The organism is Bradyrhizobium sp. BRP22 (genome assembly GCF_020194175.1).
Classification (GTDB): domain Bacteria; phylum Pseudomonadota; class Alphaproteobacteria; order Rhizobiales; family Xanthobacteraceae; genus Bradyrhizobium.
The window spans coordinates 185,544-211,839 of sequence record NZ_JADYVX010000010.1 but is presented as its reverse complement, the minus strand read 5'-3'; the positions used below and the strand labels follow the sequence as shown (position 1 = coordinate 211,839).

At 63.8% G+C, this 26,296-nt stretch carries 27 protein-coding genes; 12 read left to right on the top strand and 15 right to left on the bottom strand.

Annotation, left to right across the window (positions count from 1 at the left end; genetic code table 11):
• Positions 1-45 precede the first annotated feature (45 nt).
• Complete coding sequence (locus I6F35_RS16185) at positions 46-585, top strand: DNA starvation/stationary phase protection protein (protein WP_225118676.1); 540 nt, start codon at positions 46-48, stop codon at positions 583-585.
• Between the two features lie 65 nt (positions 586-650).
• On the opposite strand, the gene I6F35_RS16180 is transcribed toward I6F35_RS16185, so the two are convergent.
• The 6 genes from I6F35_RS16180 to carA form a co-directional block, all read right to left on the bottom strand.
• Positions 651-1,544 (bottom strand): MBL fold metallo-hydrolase, encoded by an 894-nt coding sequence (locus I6F35_RS16180; protein ID WP_225118675.1) that lies wholly within the window; start codon positions 1,542-1,544, stop codon positions 651-653.
• Positions 1,545-1,701: 157 nt separating this feature from the next.
• Positions 1,702-2,004: a protealysin inhibitor emfourin gene (locus I6F35_RS16175; RefSeq protein WP_346283170.1), complete on the bottom strand. Its 303-nt coding sequence runs from the start codon at positions 2,002-2,004 to the stop codon at positions 1,702-1,704.
• 46 nt (positions 2,005-2,050) lie between these two features.
• Positions 2,051-3,277, bottom strand: a complete 1,227-nt coding sequence (locus tag I6F35_RS16170; RefSeq protein WP_225118673.1) for a M4 family metallopeptidase — start codon at positions 3,275-3,277, stop codon at positions 2,051-2,053.
• A gap of 227 nt (positions 3,278-3,504) precedes the next feature.
• Positions 3,505-4,959: a DUF1254 domain-containing protein gene (locus I6F35_RS16165; protein ID WP_225118672.1), complete on the bottom strand. Its 1,455-nt coding sequence runs from the start codon at positions 4,957-4,959 to the stop codon at positions 3,505-3,507.
• Between the two features lie 309 nt (positions 4,960-5,268).
• Positions 5,269-5,796 carry a cupin domain-containing protein gene (locus I6F35_RS16160; protein WP_225118671.1) on the bottom strand — a complete coding sequence of 176 codons (528 nt, stop codon included), beginning with the start codon at positions 5,794-5,796 and terminating at the stop codon, positions 5,269-5,271.
• Positions 5,797-5,933: 137 nt separating this feature from the next.
• Positions 5,934-7,124, bottom strand: coding sequence for a glutamine-hydrolyzing carbamoyl-phosphate synthase small subunit (gene carA, locus I6F35_RS16155; protein ID WP_225118670.1), 1,191 nt, complete (start codon positions 7,122-7,124; stop codon positions 5,934-5,936).
• A 157-nt stretch (positions 7,125-7,281) separates the two neighbouring features.
• Between carA and I6F35_RS16150 the strand changes: the two genes are divergently transcribed.
• Genes I6F35_RS16150 through I6F35_RS16140 form a run of 3 tightly spaced genes read left to right on the top strand, consistent with a single transcriptional unit; the run spans position 7,282 to position 10,060 of the window.
• Positions 7,282-7,983 carry an alpha/beta hydrolase gene (locus tag I6F35_RS16150; RefSeq protein WP_225118669.1) on the top strand — a complete coding sequence of 234 codons (702 nt, stop codon included), beginning with the start codon at positions 7,282-7,284 and terminating at the stop codon, positions 7,981-7,983.
• 59 nt (positions 7,984-8,042) lie between these two features.
• Positions 8,043-8,498, top strand: a complete 456-nt coding sequence (locus I6F35_RS16145; protein WP_225118668.1) for a GatB/YqeY domain-containing protein — start codon at positions 8,043-8,045, stop codon at positions 8,496-8,498.
• A 32-nt stretch (positions 8,499-8,530) separates the two neighbouring features.
• The gene (locus I6F35_RS16140) at positions 8,531-10,060 is read left to right on the top strand and encodes an FAD-dependent oxidoreductase (RefSeq protein WP_225118667.1); all 1,530 of its coding nucleotides are present in this window, start codon (positions 8,531-8,533) and stop codon (positions 10,058-10,060) included.
• Between the two features lie 113 nt (positions 10,061-10,173).
• On the opposite strand, the gene msrB is transcribed toward I6F35_RS16140, so the two are convergent.
• The 8 genes from msrB to napE all read right to left on the bottom strand — a co-directional run bounded on the left by msrB (position 10,174) and on the right by napE (position 17,259).
• On the bottom strand, positions 10,174-10,584 hold the full coding sequence (msrB, locus tag I6F35_RS16135) for a peptide-methionine (R)-S-oxide reductase MsrB (RefSeq protein ID WP_225118666.1): 411 nt from the start codon (positions 10,582-10,584) through the stop codon (positions 10,174-10,176).
• A 116-nt stretch (positions 10,585-10,700) separates the two neighbouring features.
• The gene (gene msrA / locus I6F35_RS16130) at positions 10,701-11,420 is read right to left on the bottom strand and encodes a peptide-methionine (S)-S-oxide reductase MsrA (RefSeq protein WP_225118665.1); all 720 of its coding nucleotides are present in this window, start codon (positions 11,418-11,420) and stop codon (positions 10,701-10,703) included.
• A 411-nt stretch (positions 11,421-11,831) separates the two neighbouring features.
• Positions 11,832-12,941 carry an ATP-dependent RecD-like DNA helicase gene (locus tag I6F35_RS16125; protein WP_225118664.1) on the bottom strand — a complete coding sequence of 370 codons (1,110 nt, stop codon included), beginning with the start codon at positions 12,939-12,941 and terminating at the stop codon, positions 11,832-11,834.
• Between the two features lie 122 nt (positions 12,942-13,063).
• A complete protein-coding gene (locus I6F35_RS16120) occupies positions 13,064-13,699 on the bottom strand; it encodes a NapC/NirT family cytochrome c (RefSeq protein WP_225118663.1) in 636 nt (211 codons plus the stop codon).
• Entirely contained in the window at positions 13,696-14,166 is a 471-nt protein-coding gene (locus I6F35_RS16115; protein ID WP_225118662.1) for a nitrate reductase cytochrome c-type subunit, read from the bottom strand. Before I6F35_RS16115 ends, I6F35_RS16120 begins: the two co-directional genes overlap by 4 nt.
• Positions 14,163-16,676 (bottom strand): periplasmic nitrate reductase subunit alpha, encoded by a 2,514-nt coding sequence (gene napA / locus I6F35_RS16110; RefSeq protein ID WP_225118661.1) that lies wholly within the window; start codon positions 16,674-16,676, stop codon positions 14,163-14,165. The genes I6F35_RS16115 and napA overlap by 4 nt, the downstream gene beginning before the upstream one ends.
• A 43-nt stretch (positions 16,677-16,719) precedes the next feature.
• Complete coding sequence (locus I6F35_RS16105) at positions 16,720-17,046, bottom strand: chaperone NapD (protein WP_225118660.1); 327 nt, start codon at positions 17,044-17,046, stop codon at positions 16,720-16,722.
• Positions 17,047-17,073: 27 nt separating this feature from the next.
• Positions 17,074-17,259, bottom strand: coding sequence for a periplasmic nitrate reductase, NapE protein (napE, locus tag I6F35_RS16100; RefSeq protein ID WP_225118659.1), 186 nt, complete (start codon positions 17,257-17,259; stop codon positions 17,074-17,076).
• A gap of 243 nt (positions 17,260-17,502) precedes the next feature.
• On the opposite strand from napE, the gene I6F35_RS16095 reads away from it, so the two are divergent.
• From I6F35_RS16095 to I6F35_RS16060, 8 genes are all read left to right on the top strand, one after another.
• Positions 17,503-18,717 (top strand): LLM class flavin-dependent oxidoreductase, encoded by a 1,215-nt coding sequence (locus I6F35_RS16095; protein ID WP_225118658.1) that lies wholly within the window; start codon positions 17,503-17,505, stop codon positions 18,715-18,717.
• A gap of 379 nt (positions 18,718-19,096) precedes the next feature.
• Complete coding sequence (locus tag I6F35_RS16090) at positions 19,097-20,047, top strand: sulfonate ABC transporter substrate-binding protein (RefSeq protein ID WP_225118657.1); 951 nt, start codon at positions 19,097-19,099, stop codon at positions 20,045-20,047.
• Between the two features lie 24 nt (positions 20,048-20,071).
• The gene (locus I6F35_RS16085) at positions 20,072-21,025 is read left to right on the top strand and encodes a sulfonate ABC transporter substrate-binding protein (RefSeq protein ID WP_225118656.1); all 954 of its coding nucleotides are present in this window, start codon (positions 20,072-20,074) and stop codon (positions 21,023-21,025) included.
• Entirely contained in the window at positions 21,022-22,188 is a 1,167-nt protein-coding gene (gene ssuD, locus I6F35_RS16080) for an FMNH2-dependent alkanesulfonate monooxygenase (protein ID WP_225118655.1), read from the top strand. The genes I6F35_RS16085 and ssuD overlap by 4 nt, the downstream gene beginning before the upstream one ends.
• Entirely contained in the window at positions 22,185-22,991 is an 807-nt protein-coding gene (locus I6F35_RS16075; RefSeq protein WP_225118654.1) for an ABC transporter permease subunit, read from the top strand. Before ssuD ends, I6F35_RS16075 begins: the two co-directional genes overlap by 4 nt.
• 9 nt (positions 22,992-23,000) lie before the next feature.
• Positions 23,001-23,849, top strand: a complete 849-nt coding sequence (locus tag I6F35_RS16070; RefSeq protein WP_225118653.1) for an ATP-binding cassette domain-containing protein — start codon at positions 23,001-23,003, stop codon at positions 23,847-23,849.
• 7 nt (positions 23,850-23,856) lie between these two features.
• Positions 23,857-24,438 carry a flavin reductase family protein gene (locus I6F35_RS16065; RefSeq protein WP_225118652.1) on the top strand — a complete coding sequence of 194 codons (582 nt, stop codon included), beginning with the start codon at positions 23,857-23,859 and terminating at the stop codon, positions 24,436-24,438.
• Positions 24,439-24,674: 236 nt separating this feature from the next.
• Positions 24,675-24,839, top strand: coding sequence for a hypothetical protein (locus tag I6F35_RS16060; protein WP_225118694.1), 165 nt, complete (start codon positions 24,675-24,677; stop codon positions 24,837-24,839).
• Positions 24,840-24,863: 24 nt separating this feature from the next.
• On the opposite strand, the gene I6F35_RS16055 is transcribed toward I6F35_RS16060, so the two are convergent.
• Positions 24,864-26,249 carry a sigma-54 dependent transcriptional regulator gene (locus I6F35_RS16055; RefSeq protein ID WP_225118651.1) on the bottom strand — a complete coding sequence of 462 codons (1,386 nt, stop codon included), beginning with the start codon at positions 26,247-26,249 and terminating at the stop codon, positions 24,864-24,866.
• Positions 26,250-26,296: the final 47 nt, after the last annotated feature.

Here is a 26,296-nt window from a genome sequence, read left to right as displayed (position 1 = left end):
GAGTTTGGGCCGCCGGTGCCCGGTTTCCTAACAGGAAGGTCCAACGTGAGCAAAGCCAAGCCTGATCCAAAGTCCGACAAAATTTCCCCCGACCTCGACACGCCGACCGATCTGCCCAACGAGGCGGTCACCAAGGTCTCGGCGGCGCTCAATACGCTGTTGGCGGACGCCTTCGCGCTCTACCTGAAGACCAAGAATTTCCACTGGCATGTCAGCGGCCGGCACTTCCACGACTACCACCTGATGCTGGACGAGCAGTCGGACGCCATCTTCGCCACCACCGATCAGCTCGCCGAGCGGGTGCGCAAGATCGGCGGCGTCACGCTGAAATCGATCAGCCAGGTCTCCAAGCTGCAGACCATCAAGGACAACAACGAGGACTACGTGCCGCCGCGCGAGATGCTGCGCGAATTGATGGAAGACAACAAGCACATCGCGGCCGCGATGCGAAAGGCCCGCAACCTCGCCGACGAACACGGCGACGCCGCCACCGCAAGCATCCTCGAGAATTTCATCGACGAGACCGAGCGCCGCACCTGGTTCCTGTTCGAGGCCAGCCGTCAGGAAGGCAGCAACGCGGCGTAGGGCGCGGGTTCGAAGGCTACGAAGATTGCAAACGGCAGCGGGCGGCAGGTTCCGCTGCCGTTTTGTTATAAGAGGTTGAGCGGCACTTTCAGGTATTGCTTGCCGTCGGCGTCCGGCCCCGGAAGCTTGCCGCCCTTCATGTTGATCTGCAGCGAAGGGATGATCAGCTTGGGCATCTGCAATGTGCGGTCGCGCGCCTCGCGCATGGCCACGAATTCGTCTTCCGTGATCCCGTCATGGACGTGGATATTGTGGGCGTGCTGCTCGGCAACCGTCGTCTCCCAGCGGATCTCGCGGCCGTTCGGACCGTAATCGTGGCACATGAACAGGCGAGTCTGGTTCGGCATCGACAGAATCCGCCGGATCGAGCGGTAGAGATCGCGGGCGTTGCCGCCCGGAAAATCCGCCCGCGCCGAGCCGCCGTCCGGCATGAACAGGGTGTCGCCGACAAAGGCGGCATCGCCGATCACATGCGTCATGCAGGCGGGCGTGTGGCCAGGCGTATAGAGCGCGAAAGCCTTCATCGCGCCGATCTGGTAGGTGTCGCCATCCTTGAACAGGCGGTCGAACTGGCTGCCGTCGCGCTGGAATTCGGTGCCTTCGTTGAAGATCTTGCCGAACGTCTCCTGCACGACTGTGATCTTCTCGCCGATACCGATCTTGCCGCCGAGTTTGCCCTGGATATAGGGCGCGCCCGACAAATGGTCGGCATGAACATGGGTCTCGATCAGCCATTCGAGCTTGAGCCCGGATTGCCTGATGAAATCGATGATCTTGTCGGCGGATTGGTAGGCGATGCGGCCGGCGGCATAGTCGATGTCCATCACGGAATCGATCACGGCGCAGGCCTTTGAGCCCGGATCCTTGACGACATAGCTGACGGTGTTGGTGGCCGGATCGAAGAACGCGGTAACCTCGGGCTTCACCGAGAGATCGACGGCATGCGGGATGTCAGACATGGTCGGGTCCTCCAGCCTATCAACGCATAGACTCAATTGTCCATCATATCCAAGCACGCGGGGCCGGCGAACCCAAGGGCCCGGGATGCCGCATGGATCACGTTGAGGGGAATTTGGCGCCGCTCTCGCTCACGCGTCGGGGCCTTGGTCGGGAACGCTAACGGTTCTTGAGGTGGCGCCGCAGCCAAGCCAGCAGTTCGCCGAATTCGGCCGACATTGTGGTGTCGGACTGTGAAAGGACGGTCTGCCGTCCCTGGTCTTCCACGGTGATCACGTGGCTCATCTCGTCGCGAGCTTTGCCGGGAGCATTGCCGGCAGGCGCCGCGATTGCGGCGTCCGCCAGCGCCTTGAGTTCGGCGGCCTCCGTGCCGTCCAGCGTCGCGGCGTCGACGACCTGCGGCGGGCGCTGCAGATTGATGCCTGCCGCCAAACCGCCGCGCTGGACCAGGGTGACTTTCATGTCGGCCAACCTACCAGCGGCAAGGACGAGGACAAAGTCGTATCAGCTAGTGCGACTTGCCCCTGCTTTTCAGGCCCGCAACTTCCTTTGACAGCATTGCAAGCTGGGCCGAGAGCTGCTCGATCTTGCGTGCGACGTCGGCCGGGTCTTCGTCGTGCCCGTTGCCATTCGCCTGCCGGCGCATGCGCGTCGAGGTTCCAGCCAGGCTCTGGACACCGCTGATGCGGATGCCGACGTCCTTCCAGGCCGACAGCACCGCCTGTTGCTCGGCGCTGTGCGTGCCATAGAGCTGGCCGGACTTGAGATAGGTCGTATCGGCGAATTCCTGGAAATCCGTCGACGGCGTCGACGCCAAGAGCGCTGCGTACCAGATGTGCCCTGGCGCCTCCCACGCGAAGCCGCCAATGTTGGTGGCCGCCAAATAAAACGCCTTGTTCGGAATGCCCGAATTGATATGCACGCCGCCGTTGTCGCCGGCATCGTTGTCAGGCAGGTTCACATATTTGCTCATGTGATCAGGCTGCGGATCGCGTCCCAGGGTGGGACTGTTGTAGGCCTTGCCCGGCTCCTTCAGCGACCGCAGCGCATCGGCGCCAATCGCCGGCGTGAAGATATCGGTCCCGATCAGCCAGTCGGCCTGGACAGCCGTTTGCTTGTTGACCCACTGCTTGACCAAGGAGCCAAAGACGTCGGACATCGACTCGTTCAGCGCGCCCGACTGGTTATGATATTGCAGTCCGGCCGTGAACTCGGTCACGCCATGCGTCAACTCGTGAGCGATGACGTCGATCGACTTGGTGAAGTCGGTGAACAGCACACCGTCGCCGTCACCGAAGACCATCTCGCTGCCGTTCCAGAACGCGTTGTTGTACTCCGAACCATAGTGGACATAGGCATTGAGGCGCATGCCGTGTCCATCGAGCGAGTCGCGGTCAAAGACCTCGCTGTAGAATGCGCGGGTGTCGCCCAGCCCCTCGAATGCGCGATTGACCGCCTCGTCGTTCGCGGCCGGACCATCCTCGGTCCGGGCGACGGTCGCCGTGGCCAGAAAGGTGCCGTTCGAACAGTCCGAAATCGTGCGGCGCCCATGAGATGAAGCCGCAGCGGCCGAGGCAAAAAGGCTCCGAACGCTTCGCTCGCCGCGCAGACGCGAGGTCGCCAATAATGTGCGCAGCGCCGCATCGCGGACCCTGGCGTCGGAGTTGTCGAGCAGTTTCTTGAGAACGTGAGGCGGCGTAATGCAATTGATGCAACGACAAGAACGTGCACGCATGACAATCTCCCGTTGGTGAAAAGCAAGACAAGAATGAAGTGTCGTGCAGGCAGGGATTGTCTATCTAAGATTGAGCCCGCTCAGTGAGCTGGTTCACACGGCACTCGCAAAGTTACCGTGATATTCGGACGCAGATCGGTCAGCCTTCCTTCCCCAACCGGACCAGCGCCCGTCACCGTTTTCGGCAGGGAGCGCCGCCGCTGCGAGCGTCGACGCTCCATCAAGACTTACTGTGCCGACAATCCCACCGTTGTCTGCGTCTTCATGATGGGCGGAGGATTCCATTTTCCGGTCAGCGCCTCGGACTTCGGACTGTAGAGGCGCATGGTCAGGTTGAAGGGGCCCTTCGGCGCCGGAAGCCAGTTGGTTTCCTTGTCCTTGCCCGGGCTTTCGTTCTGGAAGTACAGATCGAGCGAGCCGTCCGCATTGTACCTGAACGGCATCCAACTGCTGACGGCGAAGCGGTTCAGCACGTTGCCGACCTGGAAGCCTTCCGGATCGTAGAGGGTGATCGACCAGAATGCATTGACCGGCGGGGCGGCGTTCTTCTCGAACGTGATGGTGTACTTGTTCGCGCCGTCGAGCGGTTTGCCGGTGTCGTCGCCGAGATTGAGCGGATAGATGGCGTCCTCGGGCAGATTCGCACCGAGCCCCAATTGCGCGACGATGGCACGCTTCAGATAGTAGTTGCCGTATACACCCATCGTATCGGTGTTCATCGACCAGCCGTTCGCAACCCTCGCCAGGGTCGGCACCTTCCAGGCCATCAGCTTCTGCGCGTCCTGCGGGGCGGTCTCGAAGGCTCGCTGCAGGACAGGGTCGATCCTGCCGATGTCGAAGCTCTTGCCGGCTTCGATGCCGATCTTCTTCATCTGCGCGATGATCGGCTGATCCGTAACGTGAGGCGGGTGAAGCTTGAGCAGCTCTGCGGCATAGGCAAAATAGACGCCTGGCGACATGGAATCGACCTGGACCTTCGGCGGCGTCTTCATGTCGACGCTTGGGTCAGGCTTGAACTCGACGGGCTTGGGCGTCTTGCCGAATTCGGAAAGCGGCGCGATCTTGTAGCCCGCCTGTATCTTGTGAACCGTATCGTAGTCTGCTGGGCCGTCGGTCTTGGTGCGGCCGATCACCCAGACATAGGGCGTCGGCGCTTCGATCCGCTGCGTGTCCTTTGGCAGCTTGAACTCCTCGACAAATCTGTCGCGCAGATCCGGTCGCCAGCCGGCGGGCGTCAGCAGGAAGGTGCCTGCCTTGGTGCCTGTCGTTCGCCAGCCCGGCGATGCAAAGACGTCGCTCCACATGTCCAGCATCGGCAGCAGGTAGTAGCGTCCATCGGTATCGGGGACCGAGATCACTACCGGCTCCCTGGTCATGTCGAGCCATGATACGGAATAGAGCGTATCGAAGTTGGAGCGCACCACACCCTTGAAATTCGCCGGCGGATATTCGGGCACGTTGACGAACGTGTTCATCGGCCCCTTGAAATCGGTCGTGCCGTTGGTGAATTGCTTGCGCGTCACATCCATCGACAGCATGGGGTAGAAATAGATATAGGCGTCCACCGCGATCGCGTGCGCCTCCTGCTCGGTGATTGCTGGCGCCGCTTGCGCCAGTGCGGCAGGGGCAGCCGCCGCGCCCAGGCCGAGAGACAATGTCAGCGTCAGAATTCCTCGAAACATGTCGCCTCCTCATCAACTGATGTGTGCTGTCGTGAGCTATCGCCCGGGTTGGGCTCCGCTCGCCGCTGTTGGATTTTTCGACTTCGAGATGTTCACGCTCACGCGCGACAAATCGCGCATAGAAAAGAGCGTGCTGCAGTCACCGCATAAGACGCCGCACGGCGCCTGGGCAGATTGTTGAATTAAATGCTAAAGAACGTCTGTCGAAGAACGACTGCTCGACTACCTCCACGAGCATTAGTTTAGCACAATCGCAAAATGTGAGCCAGCTTGCTCATCGGTTGTTGCGTTGCGCCGCACGCTCGCGTCCTAGCCGCGCTTCCATAGCTCCACCAGCGGGCCGTTCTCGCCCATCACCGGATCGGTCTTGGGCGTTGCGACCTGCGGGATCGTCTTCAGAGCCTTGGCGTGATTTTCAGGCGTCGGCCGCGTGATCTCCATCGGCGGCCCCGGCGGATAGGCGCCGACCACACAGAAATCATCGCTTGCGGATATCAACTGATGCCCGGTGCCGGCGGGCAGGATCGCGACGTCGCCGGCGGATATCTCCAGCACCTTGCCGCGTTCGCCGCCGAACTGCACCCGTGCATGTCCTCTGGAGACGCCGAGCACCTCGTGCACGGTCGAGTGATAGTGCAAGTAATCGAAGATGCCGTTGCGCCACATCGCGCCCCAGCCATTGGCGCCGAACAGGCCTTCGATGGTCTTCTCCGGATGGTCGTTGTCGACCGCGACGGCAGCCTTGTAGACCAGGAACGGCAGCCGACTGTTCGGCACCAGGCCGTCATCCTCGAAGACGATCGTGAGCGGCTTTGCATCGGCCTTGACGACGGACATGGCGAGCCTCCCTTAGGATGGGTAGAGCGAAGCGAAACCCATCGCGATGGAGGACTCGAGACGATGGGTTTCGCTTCGCTCTACCGATCCTACAACTCCGTTTCGGCGCCTGACGTTCCCTTGCCAGGCTGGGAAGACTACGCGCGCTTGTTGTCGCGCATCAGATCGGCGAAGCGCTTGAAGAGATAGTGCGAATCGCGCGGGCCTGGTGAGGCTTCCGGATGATATTGCACGGAGAATACCGGCCGGCCGTCAAGCTGGATGCCGCAGTTGGAGCCGTCGAACAGCGAGACATGGGTCTGCGTTGCGCCGGCAGGTAGCGTTGCCTGATCGACGGCGAAGCCGTGGTTCATCGAGGTGATCTCGACCTTGCCGGTGGTCTCGTCCTTCACGGGATGATTGGCGCCGTGATGGCCCTGGTGCATCTTCTTGGTCTTGGCGCCGACGGCAAGTCCGAGCATCTGATGCCCCAGGCAGATGCCGAAGGTCGGCGTGCCCGAGTCGATCACTTTCTGAATCACGGGCACGGCATATTTGCCGGTTGCGGCGGGATCGCCGGGGCCGTTGCTCAGGAACACGCCGTCCGGGTTCATGGCCAGAATGTCTTCGGCCGAAGTGGTCGCCGGCACCACCGTGACCTTGCAGCCGACGCCGGCGAGCAGGCGCAGGATGTTGCGCTTGATGCCGTAGTCGATCGCGACCACGTTGAATTCGGGATGGGTCTGCCGGCCAAAACCCTTGTCCCACTCCCACGGCGTCTCATCCCAGGTGAAGCGCTGACCGGAGGTCACCATCGGCACCAGGTCCATGCCTTCGAGGCCGGGCCATTCGCGCGCCTCTTCCTTCAGGCCGTGCAGGTCGAACCTGCCGTCCTTCGAATGCGCGATGACGGCATTCGGCATGCCCTTGCTGCGGATCAGCGCGGTGAGCGCGCGGGTATCGATACCGGAGAGGCCGATGATGCCGCGCGCCTTCAGCCATTGATCGAGATGGCGGGTGGCGCGGTAGTTCGAGGGATCGGTGATGGCGGTGCGCAGGATCACCCCGCGCGCGCCCGGCGTTGCCGCCATGTTCACCGTCTCGATGTCCTCGTCGTTGGTGCCGACGTTGCCGATATGCGGGAAGGTGAAGGTGATGAGCTGTCCGGCATAGGAGGGATCGGTCAAGATCTCCTCGTAGCCGGTCATGGCGGTGTTGAAGCAGACTTCGCCGACGGCCTGGCCTTCCGCGCCGAGGCCAAAGCCTTCCAGCACGGTGCCATCGGCGAGCACGAGGAGCGCGGTCGGTTTGAGGTCCGGCCAGGCTGAAGCGTTTTCGGATGTGGTCATGAGCGCTTTACATAGTTCCCACATCCTGCCGCGTCAAAGCGAAAGGGCATCCATTCACACGGGTTTTGCGCCTATTTGACTGGCGGTTCCGGGGTTTTAGGCTAGGGTTCCCGCCGCGACCTCGTTTCCTGCCAAAATTGCCCGTCCGGAGCCCCGCATGGACAACACGATGCCTATCCTGCTCGTCCCGGGCCTCGTCTCGTCGCCACGGATCTTTGCACCTGTCGTGCCCGCATTATGGCGGTTCGGGCCGGTCACGGTCGCCAACCACATCCGCGACGACCATATGGGGGCGATCGCGCGGCGGATCCTGGCGGAAGCGCCGCCACGCTTTGCGCTGGCCGGGCATTCGATGGGCGGATACATCGCTTTCGAGATCATGCGCCAGGCGCCGGATCGGGTGGCAAAGCTGGCGCTGATCAATACCCAGGCCCGTCCCGACACGCCGGAGGCCTCCGACCGCCGCCGCGGCACGATGGCCCGCGCAAAAAGCGGCGATTTCAGTGGTGTCCTGGATGAGCTGTTTGCCGGCTTCGTGCACCCGGCGCGGCGCGAGGATGCCAGCCTGCGCCGGCTTGTCCACGACATGGGCGAGGAGGTCGGGGTCGAAGGTTTCATCCGCCAGCAGACGGCGGTGATCAGCCGGCCCGACTCGCGGCCGACGCTGGCCTGGATCAAGTGCCCGACCCTGGTGCTGACGGGCGACGAGGATCACACCATCCCGAATTCGCTGTCGGTTGAGATGGCGAACGGCATTCCCGGCGCCAAGCTCGTGATCCTGCCCAATTGCGGGCACCTGCCGCAGCCGGAACAACCCGAGGCGACCGCGGAAACACTGGTCGAGTGGCTGCGGAACTGAGGTTGTTCTCGCGGAACGAACGGCCTAGATGGAAGGTTTGATCATTCAAGGATACGGCCATGCTGCGCGATGACATCAATAATGCGGTCAAGGACGCCATGAAGGCGAAGGACGAGCGCAAGCTCTCCACGCTGCGCATGGTCAATTCGACCATCAAGAATGCCGATATCGACGCGCGCGGGCAGGGCAAGCCGCCGCTTTCGGATGGCGAATTGCTCGGCGTGCTGCAGAAGATGATCAAGCAGCGCCAGGAAGCGGTCGAGCTCTACGACAAGGGCGGCCGCGCCGAGCTTGCTGCGCAGGAGCGCGAAGAGATTGCGGTGATCTCGGCCTACCTGCCGAAGCAGATGTCGGAGGATGAGGTGAAGGCCGCGATATCGGCCGCGATCGCCGAGACCAATGCCGCCGGCATCAAGGACATGGGCAAGGTGATCGGTGCGCTGAAAGCGAAGTACACCGGGCAGATGGATTTCGCCAGGGCCAGCGGCCTGGTGAAGGCGGCGCTGGCCGGATAGGCTTCAAGTCTCAAACCAAAACGGAGGAAGTCATGGCCGACCAGCAAGCCCAACCCTCCGGTCCCGATCTGTCGCAGGGCGTGACGCTCTCTGACTTTTCCGGTGAGATCCTGCTCGGCCATGTCGGCGATGAAGACGTGCTGCTGGCGCGTTCAGGGGCGGAGATCTTCGCGATCGACGCCCATTGCAGCCATTATCACGGGCCGCTCGCGGAAGGCCTCGTCGTCGGCGAAAGCGTCCGCTGTCCCTGGCATCACGCCTGTTTCGATCTGCGGACGGGGGAGGCTTCACGCGCACCTGCGTTGAACGCGCTCTCGGTATGGAAGGTCGAGCACGAAGGTGATCGCATTTTTGTCCGCGAGAAGGGCAGGCAGCTCAAGCCCCGCGTGAAAGGCGTGATCGATGCGCTCGGCCGCATCGTGATCGTGGGTGGCGGCGCGGCCGGATTTGCCGCCGCCGAGATGCTGCGACGGCAGAACTATCGCGGCAGCATCGTAATGCTGAGCGGCGAGACGACAGCGCCGGTGGATCGGCCGAACCTGTCCAAGGACTATCTTGCCGGCAGCGCGCCGGAGGACTGGCTGCCGCTGCGGCCGGACGATTTCTATTCCGATGCCGCGATCGATCTGCGGCTCAAGACCAAAGTTGCCTCGATCGATCCCGCAGGCCGCCAGGTGGTCCTCGCCGATGGCAGGGCCGTTCCGTATGACCGGTTGTTGTTGGCGACCGGCGCGGAGCCGGTGCGTCTCTTGATTCCGGGCGCGGATCAGCCCCATGTCCATCTGCTGCGCTCGCTGGATGATTGCCGCGCGATCATCGCGTCCGCGAGCGGGGCGCGCCGCGCGGTTGTGATCGGTGCAAGTTTCATCGGGCTCGAGGTCGCGGCCTCGTTGCGGGCGAGGGATATCGAGGTTCATGTCGTGGGGCTCGAGCAGCGGCCGATGGAGCGCGTGCTCGGGCCTGAGATGGGCGACTTCGTCCGCAGCCTGCATGAAGAGCACGGCGTCGTGTTTCACCTCGGCGACACCGTCATCGCGATCGACGGCAAGCGCGCGAGCCTGCAGAGCGGCGGCGTGCTCAACGCCGATCTCGTCGTGATCGGCGTCGGCGTGCGGCCGCGCGTTGCGCTCGCCGAAAAGGCCGGGCTCGCGATCGATCGCGGCGTCACCGTCAATGCCTATCTCGAAACGAGCCACCCCGGCATCTATGCGGCGGGCGATATCGCGCGCTGGCCGGATCGGCATTCCGGCGAGAACATCCGCGTCGAGCACTGGGTGGTGGCCGAGCGCCAGGGCCAGACTGCGGCGCGCAACATGCTCGGCCAGCGCGAGGTCTTCGACGCGGTGCCGTTCTTCTGGAGCCAGCATTACGACGTGCCGATCAACTATGTCGGCCACGCCGAGAAATGGGACGAGATCGAAGTCGACGGCGATATCGCTGCAAAGGACTGCGTGGTGCGCTACAGGAGAAATGGCCGAGTGCTCGCGGTGGCGTCAATCTACCGGGATATTGCCAGCCTCGAGGCCGAGCTCGCGATGGAGCGCGGCGCGCTGGCTGCGTAGCGATCTCGACCGAGCTACGCTTCGTCATTCCGGGGCGATGCGAAGCATCGAACCCGGAATCTCGAGATTCCGGGTCTGGTCCTGCGGACCATCCCGGAATGACGCGTTAATAGTTACTTCGGCTGCAGCTTCAGCGCTGCGGAGTTGATGCAGTAGCGCAGACCGGTCGGGCCGGGGCCGTCGGGGAAGACGTGGCCGAGATGGCCGCTGCATTTCGAGCACAGGACTTCGGTGCGGACCATGCCGTGGCTGAGGTCGGTCTCCTCGTCGACGTGGCTTTCCGCCGCCGGCTGCGTGAAGCTCGGCCAGCCGCAGCCGGAATCGAACTTGGCATCGGACTCGAATAAGGTCTGGCCGCAGCCGGCGCAGACATAGGTGCCCTTGCGGTGCTCGTGCTCATATTCGCCGGTGAAGGGACGCTCGGTCGCCTTCTCGCGCAGCACCGCATATTGCATCGGCGTCAGTTCCTTGCGCCATTCGGTGTCGCTCTTGACGACCTTGTCTGGGGTCTTGGTGTCGGACATGAAAACTCCCATGATTTAGTTCGTCATTGCGAGCGTAAGCGAAGCAATCCGTGCCGCAGCACGCGGAGAGATGGATAGCTTCGTCGCTTCGCTCCTCGCAATGACGGCAACTGCCGTTAATTGGTGACCTTGGTGTTGCCGACCAATGTCGGCTTCTCCTTGTAGTTCTCCGCGAAGATCTTCTTCAGGTTCTCGACCTTCGGGATGTCATTATACGCAATATAGGGCTGGTTGGGGTGTAGCGTCAGGTAGTCCTGGTGATAGGCCTCCGCCGGATAGAACCCTTCGAGCGCGCCGATCTTGGTCACGATCGGCTTCTTGTAGACCTTGGCGGCATTGAGCTGGGCGATATAGGCCTCCGCCACCTTCTTCTGATCGTCATTGGTGACGAAGATCGCCGAGCGATATTGCGTGCCGGTGTCGGGGCCCTGGCGGTTCAACTGCGTCGGGTCGTGCACCACCGAGAAGAAGATCTGCAACAGCTTGCCGTAGGAGACCTGCTTCGGGTCGTACTTGATCTCGACGGATTCCGCATGCCCGGTGGTGCCGGTCGAGACCATGTTGTAGTCGGCGGTCGCCTTGCTGCCGCCGGCATAGCCGGAAACGGCGCTGACGACGCCGGCGGTGTGCTGGAACACGCCCTGCACGCCCCAGAAGCAGCCGCCCGCCAGCACTGCGGTCTGGATGCCGTCGGCGGCCTTCGCATCGACCGCAGGCGCAGGAATGATCACGGCGTCCTCGGCGGCACGCGACGGGACGGCGGCGAAGGAGGCAATGGCCAGCGCGCCGAGGGCGGCAGCGCCGAGCGACAGGCGGCGGAACGGGCGAGTGGACATGGTTTCCTCTTTGGATGGGAGGGCAGGGCCAGTCTAGAACGGAAGCCGGGTTTCGGAAATCGGGCGGTCTTCTCCTGGATGCCCCAAGATACGGACCGGGGACGGGGTTGTTACGGCCGGAGGGACACGAGTCCGTGAGCCAGGGCGGTGCAGGATGCAAGAGGCGCTGCCGGTGGCCTCATCCTTCGAGACGCGCTTCGCGCTCCTCAGGATCAGGGGAAGCTTGGTGGCTCGGGGACGGAGCAGCGCACCGCTCGTCCTACCCGGCGCGCCGCGTGCCGTTGCTCGACCCTCATGGTGAGGAGGCGCGAAGCGCCGTCTCGAACCATCAGGCCCCGTTCTCGCCCGCGGCCATCCCTCGAGACGCCGCTTTCGCGGCTCCTCGGGATGAGGGTTGAGTGTGCAAGGATACTACACCACCACGCTCAGCCGCTTCGCCGCTCGCGTGATGCCGGTGTACAGCCACCTCGCGCGGCTGTCCTGGAACGCGAAGCTTTCGTCGAACAGCACGACGTCGTCCCATTGCGAGCCCTGCGACTTGTGCACGGTGAGCACGTAGCCGTAGTCGAATTCGTCGTAGGGCTTGCGCTGTTCCCACGGGATGGTCTCGATGGCGCCGCCGAAGCATTCGCCGCGCACCGAGACCTTGGTGACCTTGTGGCCGAAATCCTCGTCCGGCATCACGCGCATGGTGATGATCTTGGACTTCGACTGCGCGCGTGCCTTCACTCGCCAGAGGCCGCCATTGAACAGGCCCTTCTTGCGGTTGTTGCGCAGGCAGACCAGCTTGTCGCCGGCAACGGGGAGGGGATCCTCGATATTCTGCCGCTGCCGCATCCGCATGTTGTAGGCGCGGCGGGTGTTGTTGCGGCCGACCAGCACCTGGTCGGCATTCATGACGCGCTCGGGATCGAGCTCGTTGCGCGGCACCACCTCGCTCTCGCCGTGACGACCGATCTCGAGCTCGCGTCCTTCGCGGATGTCCATCGACATCCGCACGATCGGGTCGTCCTGCGCCTGGCGGTGCACCTCGGTCAGCATTGCGTCGGGCTCGGCATTGGTGAAGAAGCCGGCGCCCTGGATCGGCGGAAGCTGCGCGGGATCGCCGAGCACCAGCAGCGGACAGTCGAACGACATCAGGTCGCGGCCGAGCTCGGCATCGACCATCGAGCATTCGTCGATCACGATCAGCTTGGCTTTCGATGCCGGCGCGTCGTCCCACAATTCGAATGTCGGCTGCTCGACGCCGGATTCGCGGGCGCGGTAGATCAGGGAATGGATCGTGGAAGCGTTGTCGCAGCCCTTGTTGCGCATCACCAGCGCGGCCTTGCCGGTGAACGCCGCGAACTTCACCTCGCCGTCGACGCCTTCGGCGATGTGGCGCGCCAGCGTGGTCTTGCCGGTGCCGGCATAGCCGAACAGCCGGAAGATCGGCGGCGTGCCGTTCCTGCCGGGTTTTGCCTTGAGCCAGTCGGCGACGGCTTGCAGCGCGGAATCCTGATGCGGCGTAAAGGTGGTCATGGGTCTCGGCGGAGGAGAGGACAAGCGGGCGGACGCCCGCCGACTCGGCCTCTCAACCTAGCCATTCACGCTGCCGGCGCAAGGTGCTGGCCGGCCGCCCCAGGATACCCAAGGATACCCACCTATTGCCAGCCCGGAACGCCGCGCATGTCCGGCAGATGGTGGGCGATGCCCTTGTGGCAATCGATGCAGGTCTTCTCGCCGGTGAACAGGAAGCGCTGATGCGCCACGCTCGCCCGCGGCGACTGCTTGGTGATGTCCATCGAGTCAGCGCTGTGGCAGTTGCGGCATTCCAGCGAATCATTGGCCTTGAACCGCGCCCATTCATGCAGCGCGAGCTCGAGCCGGTTATCGACGAACTTGTCGCGGGTGTCGATGCTGCCGAAGATATGCCCCCAGACTTCCTTGGAAGCCTGCATCTTGCGGGCGATCTTGTCGGTCCAGTTGTGCGGGACATGGCAGTCCGGGCAGGTCGCGCGCACGCCAGAGCGGTTGGTGAAGTGGATGGTGGATTTGAGTTCGGCAAAGACGTTGTCACGCATCTCGTGACAGCCGGTGCAGAATTTTTCGGTATTGGTCAGTTCCAGCGCGGTGTTGAAGCCGCCCCAGAAGATCACCCCGGCGACGAATCCGGCAAGCACCAGCACGCCGAGCCCGAACACCGAGCTCGGCCGGATCAGCACGTCCCATAGTTCGAGAGCAAAACGCCACGCCTTCGCGAACCAGCCTTGGCTGGGCGCCTTGTCGACCTCGCTCATCGGTGGCCACCCGGCGCTGCGCGGTTCAAGAGGGTGTCGATGTCGACGAAATCATTGGTCACCGGCGGCGTCGTGACGTTCTGCGGTACGCGGCACTCCGTGCAGAAGTAGCGGCGCGGCGATACCGAGGCCAGGAATTGCCCGTCGCGGTCCATGAAATGGGTGATGCTCACCATCGGCGCCTGCGATTCGCCCGTGCGGGCCCGGGCGTGGCAGGACAGGCATTTGTTGCCGTTCATATCGACCTGATAGCCGTCGATCGAGTGCGGGATCACCGGCGGCTGCTCCGGATAGTTGCGGATATCCCTTTCCGCGGTGTTGCGCATCGGCGTCATCGGCGGCGCCGGTCCCTCCTCGTTGAGCGGAGCGGGACCGCGCAGGCCGGACGTGACGCCTTGCGCGAGCAGCGAGCTCGACGCGGCGACAAGCGCAATGGCGAGAACAACCATAGCGGGCTTTCCGATCATGTCGTTGTCACCTTCTCGATGCGCACGGCGCATTTCTTGTAGTCGGTCTGCAGCGACAGCGGATCGGTCGCGTCCAGCGTCACCTTGTTGATGAGCTTGGATTCATCGAACCACGGCACGAACACCAGGCCGCGCGGCGGCCGGTCGCGGCCGCGCGTCTCCAGCCGGACACGGACGAAGCCGCGGCGGGATTCCACCTTGACCTCGTCGCCGCGGCGCAGCTTCAGCTCGGTAGCATCGTCAGGATGCATGAAGCAGACGGCTTCGGGAAAAGCCCGGTAGAGTTCGGGAACGCGGCGGGTCATGGTGCCGGAGTGCCAGTGCTCCAGCACGCGGCCGGTTGAGAGCCAGAATGGAAAGTCCTTGTCGGGCGATTCCGCCGGCGGCTCGTAGGGCAGCGCGAAGATGCGAGCCTTGCCGTCGGGGAAGCCGTAGAACTGCACGCCCGTACCCTGCTGGACATAGGGGTCGAGACCTTCGCGGAAGCGCCAGCGAGTTTCCTGGCCGTTGACCACCGGCCAGCGCAATCCGCGCACCTGATGATAGGTGTCATATGGCGCGAGGTCGTGGCCATGCCCGCGGCCGAACGAGGCATATTCCTCGAACAGGCCCTTCTGGACATAGAAGCCGAACGCCTTGGCCTCGTCGTTGACGTAGCCGGCCTCGATGTCATCGACCGGGAATTTGTCGACCTGGCCGTTGCGGTAGAGCACGTCGAACAGCGTCTTGCCGCGGTACTCCGGCTGCTTCGCGATCAGTTCTTCCGGCCAGACTTCCTCGACCTTGAAGCGCTTGGAGAATTCCATGAGCTGCCAGAGGTCGGAGCGCGCCTCGCCCGGGGCCGAGACCAGTTGATGCCAGGTATGGGTGCGGCGTTCGGCATTGCCGTAGGCGCCTTCCTTCTCGACCCACATCGCCGCCGGCAGGATGAGGTCAGCGGCAAGCGCCGTCACGGTCGGATAGGCGTCCGACACCACGATGAAGTTCTCGGGGTTGCGATAGCCGGGATAGGTCTCCTCGTTGCCGTTGGCTGCGGCCTGCAGGTTGTTGTTGACCTGGATCCAGTAGGCGTTGAGCAGCCCGTCCTTCAGCATCCGGTTCTGCTGCACGGCGTGATAGCCGGGCTTGTCCGGGATGGTGCCTTCGGGAAGTTTCCAGATGTGCTCGGCCTTCTCGCGATGCTCCTTGTTGGTCACCACCATGTCGGCAGGCAGGCGGTGCGAGAAGGTGCCGACCTCGCGCGCGGTGCCGCAGGCCGAAGGCTGACCGGTCAGCGAGAACGGGCTGTTGCCGGGCTCGGAGATTTTTCCGGTGAGGAGGTGGATGTTGTAGACGAGATTGTTGCACCAGACGCCGCGGGTGTGCTGGTTAAAGCCCATGGTCCAGAAGCTCGTGACCTTGATCTTCGGATCCGCATAGAGTTCGGCCAGCGCTTCCAGCCGGTTGAGCGGGACGCCGGCCATCTCGGCCGCCTTCTCCAGCGTGTAGTCGGAGAGGAACTTGACGTATTCGTCGTAGCTCATGTCCTGGGCATCGCCCGCCCTGGCGCGGCCGGTCGCCTTCTTCTCCAGCGGGTGGTCGGGCCGCAGGCCATAGCCGATATCGGTCTGGCCGCGCTTGAACAGCGTGTGCTTGTTGACGAAATCCTTGTTGACTCGTCCGGTCTTGACGATGTGGTTGGCGATGGCGTTGAGCAGATAGAGATCGGTCTGCGGTTTGAACACGAGGCCGATGTCGGCGAGATCGAACGACCGATGCTCGAAGGTGGAAAGCGCGGCAACGCGTACATGCGGTGCGGAGAGGCGGCGATCGGCGACGCGGGTCCACAGGATCGGGTGCATCTCGGCCATGTTCGAGCCCCACAGCACGAAGGCGTCGGTGGCTTCGATGTCGTCATAGCAGCCCATCGGCTCGTCGATGCCGAAGGTGCGCATGAAGCCGACGGCCGCGGAAGCCATGCAGTGCCGCGCATTGGGATCGATATTGTTGGAACGGAAGCCGGCCTTGAACAGCTTCGATGCCGCGTAGCCTTCGAAGATCGTCCACTGGCCGGAGCCGAACATTCCGACGCCGCTTGGCCCGCGCTTTTTCAGCGCAGCCTTGAACTTCTCCGCCATCACGTCGAAGGCTTCGTCCCACGAGACCTCGGTGAGGTCGCCGTTCTTGTCGTACGTCCCGCCCTTCTTGCGCAGCATCGGCTTGGTCAGGCGGTCGTGGCCGTACATGATCTTGGAAAGAAAATAGCCCTTGACGCAGTTGAGGCCGCGGTTGACCTCCGACTTGATATCGCCATGGGTGGCGACGACGCGGTTGTCCTTGGTGGCGACCATCACGCTGCAGCCGGTGCCGCAGAAGCGGCAGGGCGCCTTGTCCCACTTCAGTTCGCTTTCGGCGCGCTCGGTGATGAGGTTGGCTGCACCCGCCGCAACCGGCATGCCGCCGGCGAGCGCGGCCATCGCGGCGGCTTCCAGTTTCAGGACCTGACGGCGATCAAGCTTGGGGGCGGTCATGGTGTTTCCTCCCTTGGGTTGAGGGGCCTTCGATCACGCGACATCAGGCAGCACCCGGATCGACGGCGTGGAACACGAGCGAGGCGGAATAGACGTTGGGCAGCGCGGAAATCGTGTTGAGGGTGGCGCCGAGCGAGCTTGCGTCGGGGCCCTCCACGACGACCACGAGCTTTCCCTTCTCATCGCGGCCGTAAATCTCGCAGCCGCGCAGCGCAGTGATCCCAGCTTCAGTGGCATCGAGCCGGTCAGGCCGGGTCTGCACGAGGATGCTCGCGATCTCGCCGCCGGGCGGCGGCACGACTGGGTCGGCTGGCAGGACACGGCCCGTGATGAGCGCTCGGCGATCGATGGCGGTCTGAGCTCTGATCATGGCGGGTGCTCCTTAAGGCTCGGCTGATCAATGTGGCGGGGGAGGGCCCGGCGGGCCCGCGATCATCTGATAGATCCACACCGCGAGGCCGTAACTGCCCACCGTGGCCACGGCCAAAGCGGGCATCACAACTGCCGTCAGAAAAAGAAACGCGAAGATTTCCATGCGCCTACGGCGCGGCCGCGCGCTCGCATCGTCGCCGGTTGCCGACATACGTCGTCTCGCTTCAATTCAGATTGTGTGGGGGAAGGCTTCGTTGCCTTCCGCAAAAGTAACGATGCGGGATATCTTTGCACTGATCTAAATCAATGCGCGCCGAAATTGTATCGGCGTCAGCGCCGCTTACCGTTTGGTTGCGGCGCCCATCTTCCGCCACCCGGAATTGGCAACGGCTGGACTTCGCGCGCCCTGGCAATACACTGCGGCAAACAAACAAGAAGGATCGGGAGCGACGCCATGAAATTCGGCATCTTCTACGAGCTGCAACTGCCACGCCCATGGAAGGAGGGCGACGAGCTCAAGCTCTACCAGGACGCATTGACGCAGCTCGAGACCGCCGACCGGCTCGGCTATGACTATGCCTGGGTCGTGGAACATCACTTCCTCGAGGAATACTCGCACTCTCCGGCACCGGAATCGTTCCTGGCTGCGGCGAGCCAGCGCACCCGCAACATCCGGCTCGGGCACGGCATCCTGCAGCTCACGACCAACCATCCCGCACGCGTCGCCGAGCGGGTGGCCGTGCTCGATCTCCTCAGCAACGGCCGTTGCGAATTCGGCATGGGCGAGAGCGCCTCGATCACCGAACTGACGCCGTTCGGCCGCGATATGGAGACCAAGCGCGAGGTGTTCGAGGAGGCGGTCGCGGCGATCTTTCCGATGTTCACCAAAGTCGGCACCGAGCATCACGGCAAGTATTTCGACATTCCCCTGCGCAATGTGGTGCCGAAGCCGGTGCAGAAGCCGCATCCGCCGCTCTGGATGGCGTGCTCGCAACTGCCGACCATCGAGCGCGCCGGTCAGCACGGCTTCGGCGCGCTCGGCTTTCAGTTCGTCAGCGCGGACGCTGCGCATGCCTGGGTGCACGCCTATTACAACGCGATCACCAAGCGGCTGAGGAAGCTCGCCGACTACCAGATCAATCCGAACATGGCGCTGGTGTCGTTCTTCATGTGCGCCAAGACGGATGAGGAAGCGCGCGCCCGCGCCGACGGCGCCACCTTCTTCCAGTTCGCGCTGCGCTATTACGGCGCCTCACAGAACCGGCAGCGGCCGGCGCCGGGCACCGTCAACATGTGGGACGAGTACGACAAATGGAAGCGCGACAATCCCGAAGCGCAGGAAGCTGCACTGCGCGGCGGCCTGATCGGATCGCCTGAGACCATCCGCAAGAAGCTGCGCCGCTTCCGCACCTCGCACATCGATCAGGTGATCCTGCTCAACCAAGCGGGCAAGAACACGCATGAGCACATCTGCGAGTCGCTCGAATTGTTCGCCAAGGACGTGATGCCGGAGTTCCAGCACGATCCCGAGCATGATGCCTGGAAGCAGGGGGTGATGAGCGGGGCCATCAAGCTCGAGGAAATCGACACCGACGCGTTCAAGGATCGTTACGGCAAACTGTCGATCAATCTTGGTTCGCCCGCGGAGAAAGCAGCAGCCAGCGGCTGACGACTTTCCAGGCAGCGCTGCACTCTACCGTCGTGCCCGCCAACGGGTCGGCGCGAAGCGCCGCCCGATGACAAGCTCCGGCGGGCACCAGCACTCCGCGGCGTCTCGGCTCACGCTCGGGTGCCGGTGATTGCTGGATCGTCCGTCTTCGCGGACGATAACAGCGGAGAGCTACCGCTCGCATCCCGATTTCGTGAAGAAAATATTTCGCTACGCACAATCGGCGCCTTGAAAGAAACCACGCGTTCGGTGCCCGCATGGCAGTGCGGGCATCGCTATTTTTTCGGGGTCCTCGACAGCTTCATTCGCACCCCCCATCATTCCCCGACATAGCATGATGGCGCGCGGTTAACGCGCTCGATCATCAGGAGAATTTGTAGTGAAGCGCCGCGAGTTCCTCAAACTGTCGCTCGGCTCTGCCGCCGTCGCCGCGCTGCCCTTGCGGGCGCGGGCCGAAGCGGCGGTGAAGGAAATTCGTATCGGCTACCAGAAGACCGGCGTGCTGGTTATCGCGCGGCAGCGCGGAAGTTTGGAAAATCATTTCAAGCCGGCTGGCATCGACGTGAAATGGGTCGAGTTCTCGTCGGGCCCGCCGATGATGGAAGCGATGAATGTCGGCAGCATCGACTACGGTGCGGTCGGCGATTCCCCGCCGGTGTTCGCGCAAGCCGCGGGCGCGGCAATCGTCTATGCGGCGGGCCAGCCCATCACCAACGGCCAGGGGATTCTGGTGCCGCGGAATTCGGCGATCGGCACGATTGCCGATCTCAAAGGCAAGCGGATCGGATTCACCAAGGGTTCCAGCGCGCACAACATCGTGGTGCAGACGCTGGAAAAAGCCGGCCTCACCTATGGCGACATCACGCCGGTCTATCTGACGCCGCCTGATGCCGGACCGGCGTTCGCCAATGGCAGCATCGATGCCTGGGCGATCTGGGATCCGTATTTCGCGATCGGCGAGGCCAAGCAGAACGGCCGAATCCTGGTCAACGCCTACGAAGTCACCAAGAGCAACTCGTTCTTCATCGCCAACCGCGACTTTTCGAAAAATCACGGTCCCATCCTGCAGCAGATCAACGACGTCATCGCGTCGACTGCCGCATGGGCGGAGGCGCACCGCGACGAAGTGGCGAAATCGCTCAGCGCCGTCACCGGCGTTCCGCTCGACATCCAGACCGTCGCCGCAAATCGGGCCGCGTTCAAGATCGGGCCGGTCACCGACGACATCGTCGCCACCCAGCAGGGCGTGGCCGATCGTTTCTTCAGGCTTGGCCTGATCCCGAAGCAGATCGCGATCCGCGACATCGTCTGGCGCAATCCCCAGAGCTGAGTTCATTTCCACCCAGAGGTCATTATGCGACGTATCATTCAACGCTGGATCACCAGCGCGGTGCTTTCAGTCAGCATTGTCGCCGCCGCCGTCGGCGCGTCCTATGGACAGGAGAAAACCGTCCGCATCGGCTTCCAGAAGTACGGCAAGCTGGTCCTGCTCAAGAGCAAGGGCACGCTGGAAGAGAAATTGAAGGCGGTCGGCTACAGGGTGGTGTGGACCGAGTTTCCGTCCGGGCCGCCGCTGCTCGAGGCGCTCAATGTCGGCGCGATCGATTTCGGCAACACCGGCGAAGCGCCGCCGATCTTCGCGCAGGCCGCAGGGGCGCCGATCCAATATGTCGCCTATGAGCCGCCGGCGCCGAAAGGCGAGGCGATCCTGGTGCCGAAGGACAGCCCGCTGAAGTCGGTCGCCGATCTCAAGGGCAAGAAGGTCGCGCTGAACAAGGGCTCCAACGTCCATTATCTCCTGGTGAAGGCCCTGGAGAAGGCGGGCGTCAAATATTCCGAGATCGAGCCGGTGTTTCTCGCACCCGCCGATGCGCGCGCGGCGTTCGAGCGCGGCTCCGTCGACGCCTGGGTGATCTGGGATCCGTTCCAGGCCGCAGCCGAAGCCGCCACCGGCGCGCGCACGCTTGCCGACGGCACCGGCATCGTCTCGAACTACCAGTTCTATTTCTCCTCGAAGAAGTTCCTGGAGAGCGATGCGAAGATCGTCGATCTCGTGCTCGCGCAATTGAGCGAGGTCGACGACTGGGCCAAGGGCGACATCCATGCGGTGGCCGAGCAGCTTGCGCCGACCATCGGCCTGTCGGTGCCGGTGGTCGAGGTGGCGCTGAAGCGCCAGTCCTATGGCATCAAGCCGCTCACCGATTCCGTGATCGCCGACCAGCAGAAGGTGGCGGACACGTTCTTTGCCCTCGGCCTGTTGCCGAAACCCATCAAGATTTCAGACGTCGCGCGGAGGTCCGGATCGTGACTAAACAACCTAACGCCAACATCCTCTGGTTCCTGCCGACGCATGGCGACGGCCGTTATCTCGGCACTTCCATCGGCGGACGCGAGGTGAACTTCAACTATCTGCGCCAGATCGCGCAGGCCGCCGACCAGCTCGGCTATTACGGCGTGCTGTTGCCGACCGGGCGAAGCTGCGAAGATTCGTGGGTGGTCGCCTCCGCGGTCGCGCCGCAGACCGAGCGGCTACGCTATCTGGTGGCGGTGCGGCCCGGCCTGCAGTCACCCGCCGTCGCCGCCCGGATGACCGCGACGCTGGATCGACTGTCGAACGGACGGCTGCTGATCAATGTCGTCACCGGCGGCGATCCCGTGGAGAACAAGGGCGACGGCATCTTCATGGCGCACGACGAGCGCTACGAGGTGACGCGCGAGTTTCTCAACGTCTATAACGACCTGCTGGCCGGCAAGACCGTCAATGTCGAGGGCAAGCACATCCGCATCGAGGACGGCCGCCTGCTGTTCCAGCCGATCCAGGCGCCGCGGCCGCCGCTCTATTTCGGCGGCTCCTCGGATGCCGGCATCGATGTCGCGGTCGACACCGTCGACAAGTACCTCACCTGGGGCGAGCCGCCGGCGCAGGTCGCCGACAAGATCGCGCGGGTGAAATCGGTCGCCGACAAGCGCGGCCGCAAGATCTCCTTCGGCATCCGCTTGCATGTGATCGTACGCGAGACCAACGCGGAGGCCTGGAAGGCTGCCGACGAATTGATCCAGTACGTCACCGACGACACGGTGGCGGCGGCGCAGAAGATCTTCTCGCGCATGGACTCGGTCGGCCAGCAGCGCATGGCGCAATTGCATGGCGGACGCCGCGACAAGCTCGAGATCAGCCCCAACCTCTGGGCTGGCGTTGGGCTGGTGCGTGGCGGCGCGGGCACCGCGCTGGTCGGCGATCCGCAGACGGTGGCGGCGCGGATCAAGGAGTATCAGGATCTCGGCATCGATACCTTCATCATGTCGGGCTACCCGCATCTTGAAGAAGCGTACCGCTTCGCTGAACTGGTATTCCCGCTGCTCTCGCTGGAGCATGGCGGCAACGTGACGCCGATCCGCGTCAACACCGGGCCGTTCGGCGAGACCATCGGCAACGAATATCGGCCGCAAAAACAGGTATCGGAATCATGAGCCTCATCGACAGCCTGCCGCGCGTCCGCGCCCCAAGATTGCCGCGTGCCGACGGCCTGATCCCCTGGATCGTGCCGCTCGCCATCATCCTGATCTGGCAGCTCGCCTGCGTCACCGGGTTTGTGCCGGCGCGAGTACTGCCGGCGCCGACCGATGTCGCGCTCGCCGGATGGAAGCTCTTGTTGTCAGGCGAACTGATCCGCAACATCTGGGTCTCTTTCTGGCGCGCCAGCATCGGCTTTCTGATCGGCGGCGGCATTGGCTTCGCCTTTGGCCTCGCCAACGGCCTGTCGCAGCTCTCGGCGAAACTGACCGACACCACGCTGCAGATGGTGCGCAACATTCCGCACCTCGCGCTGATCCCGCTGGTCATCCTCTGGTTCGGGATCGACGAATCCGCAAAACTGTTCCTGGTGGCGCTCGGCGTGTTCTTCCCGATCTATCTCAACACGCTGCATGGCATCCGCACCGTCGATCCGCAGTTGATCGAGATGGGGCGCATCTATGGCATGACCGACGGTGAGTTGTTCCGCCGGGTGATCTTCCCGGGCGCGCTGCCGTCGATCTTCGTCGGCCTGCGCTTTGCGCTCGGCATCATGTGGCTGACCTTGATCGTGGCCGAAACCATCGCGGCCTCCTCGGGGCTCGGCTACATGGCGATGCAGGCGCGTGAGTTCATGCTGATCGACGTCGTCGTGCTCTCGATCCTGATCTACGCCCTGCTTGGCAAGCTCGCCGACAGCGCCTCGCGCGCGCTGGAGCGGCTGACGCTGTCCTGGCACCCGGCCTTCCAGAAGCACTGAGGAAGACACATGCAGGAAGTTCTTCGTTTTCGCTCGCTCGATGCTGAGGCTGTCGCGCACGAGGATTTTGTCGAGGAGGCGCGCCAGTTCCGCCGCAATCCCGACGCGCCGTCGCGCGGGCTGTCGCTGACCATCCGCGGCCTGCGCAAATCCTTCGGCGACAATGAAGTGCTGCGCGGCATCGACCTGCACATTCCCGCCGGCCAGTCCGTCGCGATCGTCGGCCGCAGCGGTTGCGGCAAGAGCACGCTGCTGCGGCTGATCGCGGGATTGGAGAAGCCGACCGCCGGCAGCATCAGTTTCGGCGAGCAGGCGCGCGCCGAAGATATCCGCGTCATGTTCCAGGAGCCGCGGCTGTTGCCATGGGCGCGCGTGCTGTCGAATGTCGAAGTCGGCCTCGGGCGCGAGCGGTCGTCTGCGGATGCACAGGCACGCGCCGAGAAGGCGCTGGTCGAGGTCGGCCTCGGCGAGAAGCGCGGGCAATGGCCTTCGGTGCTGTCGGGCGGCCAGAAGCAGCGCGTCGCGCTGGCTCGTGCGCTGGTCAGCCAGCCCCGGGTGCTGGCATTTGACGAGCCACTCGGCGCGCTCGACGCGCTGACGCGGATCTCGATGCAGCGGCTGCTCGAACGGGTCTGGCGCGATCAGGGTTTTACCGCGATCCTGGTGACGCATGACGTCTCGGAAGCGGTGGCGCTGGCCGACCGGGTGCTGGTCATTGAAAACGGCCGCATCGCGCACGATCTTAATGTCGACATCGCACGCCCGCGCGAGCGCGGCTCGGCCGAACTCGCGGCGCTCGAGGGCGCGATCCTGAAGAATCTGTTGGAAGGCACCGAAGACACTTCCGACGACCTGTGAGGCCCGCATGAACTCCGCCGTCCGCAACTTCGCGATCGATCCCGTGGTCACCTCCGACGAGTTTCGCGGCGCCATGCGCCATCTGACCGGCGGGGTCAGCGTGATCACGGCGGGCCGCGGCAAGGAGATCTCGGGGATGACAGTGACCTCGGTCTCCTCGTTGTCGGTCGAACCGGCCTCATTGATCGTGAGCCTGAACCGCGCCGCATCGTCGTGGCCGCTGGTCAAGCGCCACGGCGTTTTCGGCGTCAACATCCTGAACTCGGACCAGCTCGAGATCGCCGAGCGGTTCACCGGCAAAGGCGGCCTGAAGGGCGCCGAGCGCTTTGCCGGCGCCGAATGGACCACGCGCGCCACCGGCGTGCCGCTTCTGGTCGGCGCACTGGCGGCGATCGATTGCGAGGTCGAGGACGTCGTGGAGCGCCATTCGCATGCGATCGTCATCGGGCGCGTGCTCGATGTGCAGGTCTCCGCGCGCACCGGGGCGCTCGCCTATTGGCAGGGCCGCTATGTCGCCGTCGATCAGGACGAGGACGCGGCCAGGCTGGCCGACGTCAGCGTACCCACGCGCGGTGTGCATCCGCGCTGACTTCAGCTCGTAGCCCGGGTGGCGCGGAACGCGCAACCCGGGATTCGGCACCAATTGACGAGCGGCCCCCGGGTTACGCTGACGCTTCACCCGGGCTACGTTGCTCTCCCCGTAAGAACCCGGCGAGGAGAACAGCCGTCGTCGCTCTTGGGAACGGAGACGCCGGCCGTGGCGTTTTGTCTCCTCGCGCAATAGAAGGCGTCGGTCTTCTATTGCCGGAGGAAACGAAGCGCGTCATGGGCTTGATGAAACGTCTTGCAACCTGGGTCTTCTACGGCATCGGCACGCTCGCGATCGCCTATCTCGCGCTCTATGCCTATGCCGCCTTCACCGGGCGCGACCTGACGCCCGGCGATCCCATCCATATTTTCCGCAAGCCCGACGCACCGAGTTATTCATAGCTCGCAATGACGGTGGTGGCCGGACTACCCCGCCGTCGCCAGGCGCTGATAATCGGCGGTGCCCGATCCGGACGGCGGGATCGGCACCCCGCCGTCGGCATATTCGTTCAGCTTGTTGCGCAGCGTGCGAATCGAAATGCCGAGGATGTTGGCGGCATGGGTGCGGTTGCCGAGGCAGTGCTTGAGCGTCTCCAGGATCAGATCGCGCTCGACGTCGGCGACGGTGCGGCCGACCAGTGCGCGCGTCACCTGCTCGGCGGCAAGCGTGGCATGTGCGACCGCGGGCGCGGTTCTCGCCAGGTCGAGCCGGTCGCCGTCAGGGGTGACGATGGCCTCGGGGCCGATCTCGTCGCCCTGCGCCATCAGCACGGAACGGTGAATGGTGTTCTCGAGCTCGCGCACGTTGCCCGGCCAGCGGTTTGTGGTCAGCACCCGCCGTGCCTCGGCCGACAGCGGGCGCGGCGGCACGCCGTTGGCCTCGGCGTATTTCTTCGCAAAATGCTGCGCCAGCTCCAGGATGTCGGCCGGCCGGTCGCGCAGCGGCGGGATCTTCAGGTTGACGACATTGAGGCGGAACAAGAGGTCCTCGCGGAAGGTGCCAGCGCGTACGGCATCTGCGAGATTGCGGTTCGAGGTCGCGATGATGCGGATGTCGACCGGCACCGGCTTGGTGCCGCCGACGCGGTCGATCACGCGCTCCTGGATCGCGCGCAGCAATTTGGATTGCAACCGTACGTCCATTTCCGAGATTTCGTCGAGCAGCAGCGTGCCACCGGTGGCTTCCTCGAACTTGCCGATGCGGCGGGCGATCGCGCCGGTGAACGCGCCCTTCTCGTGACCGAACAGTTCGGATTCCAGCAGATGCTCGGGGATAGCGGCACAATTGATCGAGATGAACGGCCGTTTTGCGCGCGCCGAGCGGGAATGGACGTAGCGCGCCAGCACTTCCTTGCCGGTCCCGGACTCGCCGGTGATCATCACGGAGGCGTCCGAGCCCGCGATCTGCTGCGCCAGCTTGATCACCCGGCCCATCGCCTCGTCGCGGTAGACGAGATCGCGGGAATCATTGGCGACCGCCGCGAGCACCGCGGCGATCAGTTCCGGATCGGGCGGCAGCGGGATGTACTCCTTGGCGCCGGCGCGGATTGCGGCGACCGCGGCGCGGGCATCGCTGGAGATGCCGCAGGCGACGATCGGCACGTGGATGTGCTCGGCCTCCAGCCGCATCACGAGATCGCGGATGTCGAGGCCGACATCGACCAGCAGCAAATCGGCGCCCTTGCCGCCGCGCAGCACCGCCATCGCCTGTTCGTTGCCTTCCGCGTGAGTCACGGAGGCGCCATTGTCCATCGCGATCTTGGTGGCGGTCGTGAGCTGCCCCCTCAGGGTGCCGACGATGAGAAGCCGCATGAATGTCTCCTGTCTCCCGCGCGTCCGTCGCGCGCGCATCCGTTAAG

Coding starts and splice junctions, on each gene's coding strand:
- I6F35_RS16180 (WP_225118675.1), bottom strand. CDS start 1,544: ATGTCTGACATCCCGCATGCCGTCGATCTCTCGGTGAAGCCCGAGGTT.
- I6F35_RS16175 (WP_346283170.1), bottom strand. CDS start 2,004: ATGAAAGTCACCCTGGTCCAGCGCGGCGGTTTGGCGGCAGGCATCAAT.
- I6F35_RS16170 (WP_225118673.1), bottom strand. CDS start 3,277: ATGCGTGCACGTTCTTGTCGTTGCATCAATTGCATTACGCCGCCTCAC.
- I6F35_RS16165 (WP_225118672.1), bottom strand. CDS start 4,959: ATGTTTCGAGGAATTCTGACGCTGACATTGTCTCTCGGCCTGGGCGCG.
- I6F35_RS16160 (WP_225118671.1), bottom strand. CDS start 5,796: ATGTCCGTCGTCAAGGCCGATGCAAAGCCGCTCACGATCGTCTTCGAG.
- carA (WP_225118670.1), bottom strand. CDS start 7,124: ATGACCACATCCGAAAACGCTTCAGCCTGGCCGGACCTCAAACCGACC.
- I6F35_RS16150 (WP_225118669.1), top strand. CDS start 7,282: ATGGACAACACGATGCCTATCCTGCTCGTCCCGGGCCTCGTCTCGTCG.
- I6F35_RS16145 (WP_225118668.1), top strand. CDS start 8,043: ATGCTGCGCGATGACATCAATAATGCGGTCAAGGACGCCATGAAGGCG.
- I6F35_RS16140 (WP_225118667.1), top strand. CDS start 8,531: ATGGCCGACCAGCAAGCCCAACCCTCCGGTCCCGATCTGTCGCAGGGC.
- msrB (WP_225118666.1), bottom strand. CDS start 10,584: ATGTCCGACACCAAGACCCCAGACAAGGTCGTCAAGAGCGACACCGAA.
- msrA (WP_225118665.1), bottom strand. CDS start 11,420: ATGTCCACTCGCCCGTTCCGCCGCCTGTCGCTCGGCGCTGCCGCCCTC.
- I6F35_RS16125 (WP_225118664.1), bottom strand. CDS start 12,941: ATGACCACCTTTACGCCGCATCAGGATTCCGCGCTGCAAGCCGTCGCC.
- I6F35_RS16120 (WP_225118663.1), bottom strand. CDS start 13,699: ATGAGCGAGGTCGACAAGGCGCCCAGCCAAGGCTGGTTCGCGAAGGCG.
- I6F35_RS16115 (WP_225118662.1), bottom strand. CDS start 14,166: ATGATCGGAAAGCCCGCTATGGTTGTTCTCGCCATTGCGCTTGTCGCC.
- napA (WP_225118661.1), bottom strand. CDS start 16,676: ATGACCGCCCCCAAGCTTGATCGCCGTCAGGTCCTGAAACTGGAAGCC.
- I6F35_RS16105 (WP_225118660.1), bottom strand. CDS start 17,046: ATGATCAGAGCTCAGACCGCCATCGATCGCCGAGCGCTCATCACGGGC.
- napE (WP_225118659.1), bottom strand. CDS start 17,259: ATGTCGGCAACCGGCGACGATGCGAGCGCGCGGCCGCGCCGTAGGCGC.
- I6F35_RS16095 (WP_225118658.1), top strand. CDS start 17,503: ATGAAATTCGGCATCTTCTACGAGCTGCAACTGCCACGCCCATGGAAG.
- I6F35_RS16085 (WP_225118656.1), top strand. CDS start 20,072: ATGCGACGTATCATTCAACGCTGGATCACCAGCGCGGTGCTTTCAGTC.
- I6F35_RS16075 (WP_225118654.1), top strand. CDS start 22,185: ATGAGCCTCATCGACAGCCTGCCGCGCGTCCGCGCCCCAAGATTGCCG.
- I6F35_RS16070 (WP_225118653.1), top strand. CDS start 23,001: ATGCAGGAAGTTCTTCGTTTTCGCTCGCTCGATGCTGAGGCTGTCGCG.
- I6F35_RS16065 (WP_225118652.1), top strand. CDS start 23,857: ATGAACTCCGCCGTCCGCAACTTCGCGATCGATCCCGTGGTCACCTCC.
- I6F35_RS16060 (WP_225118694.1), top strand. CDS start 24,675: ATGGGCTTGATGAAACGTCTTGCAACCTGGGTCTTCTACGGCATCGGC.
- I6F35_RS16055 (WP_225118651.1), bottom strand. CDS start 26,249: ATGCGGCTTCTCATCGTCGGCACCCTGAGGGGGCAGCTCACGACCGCC.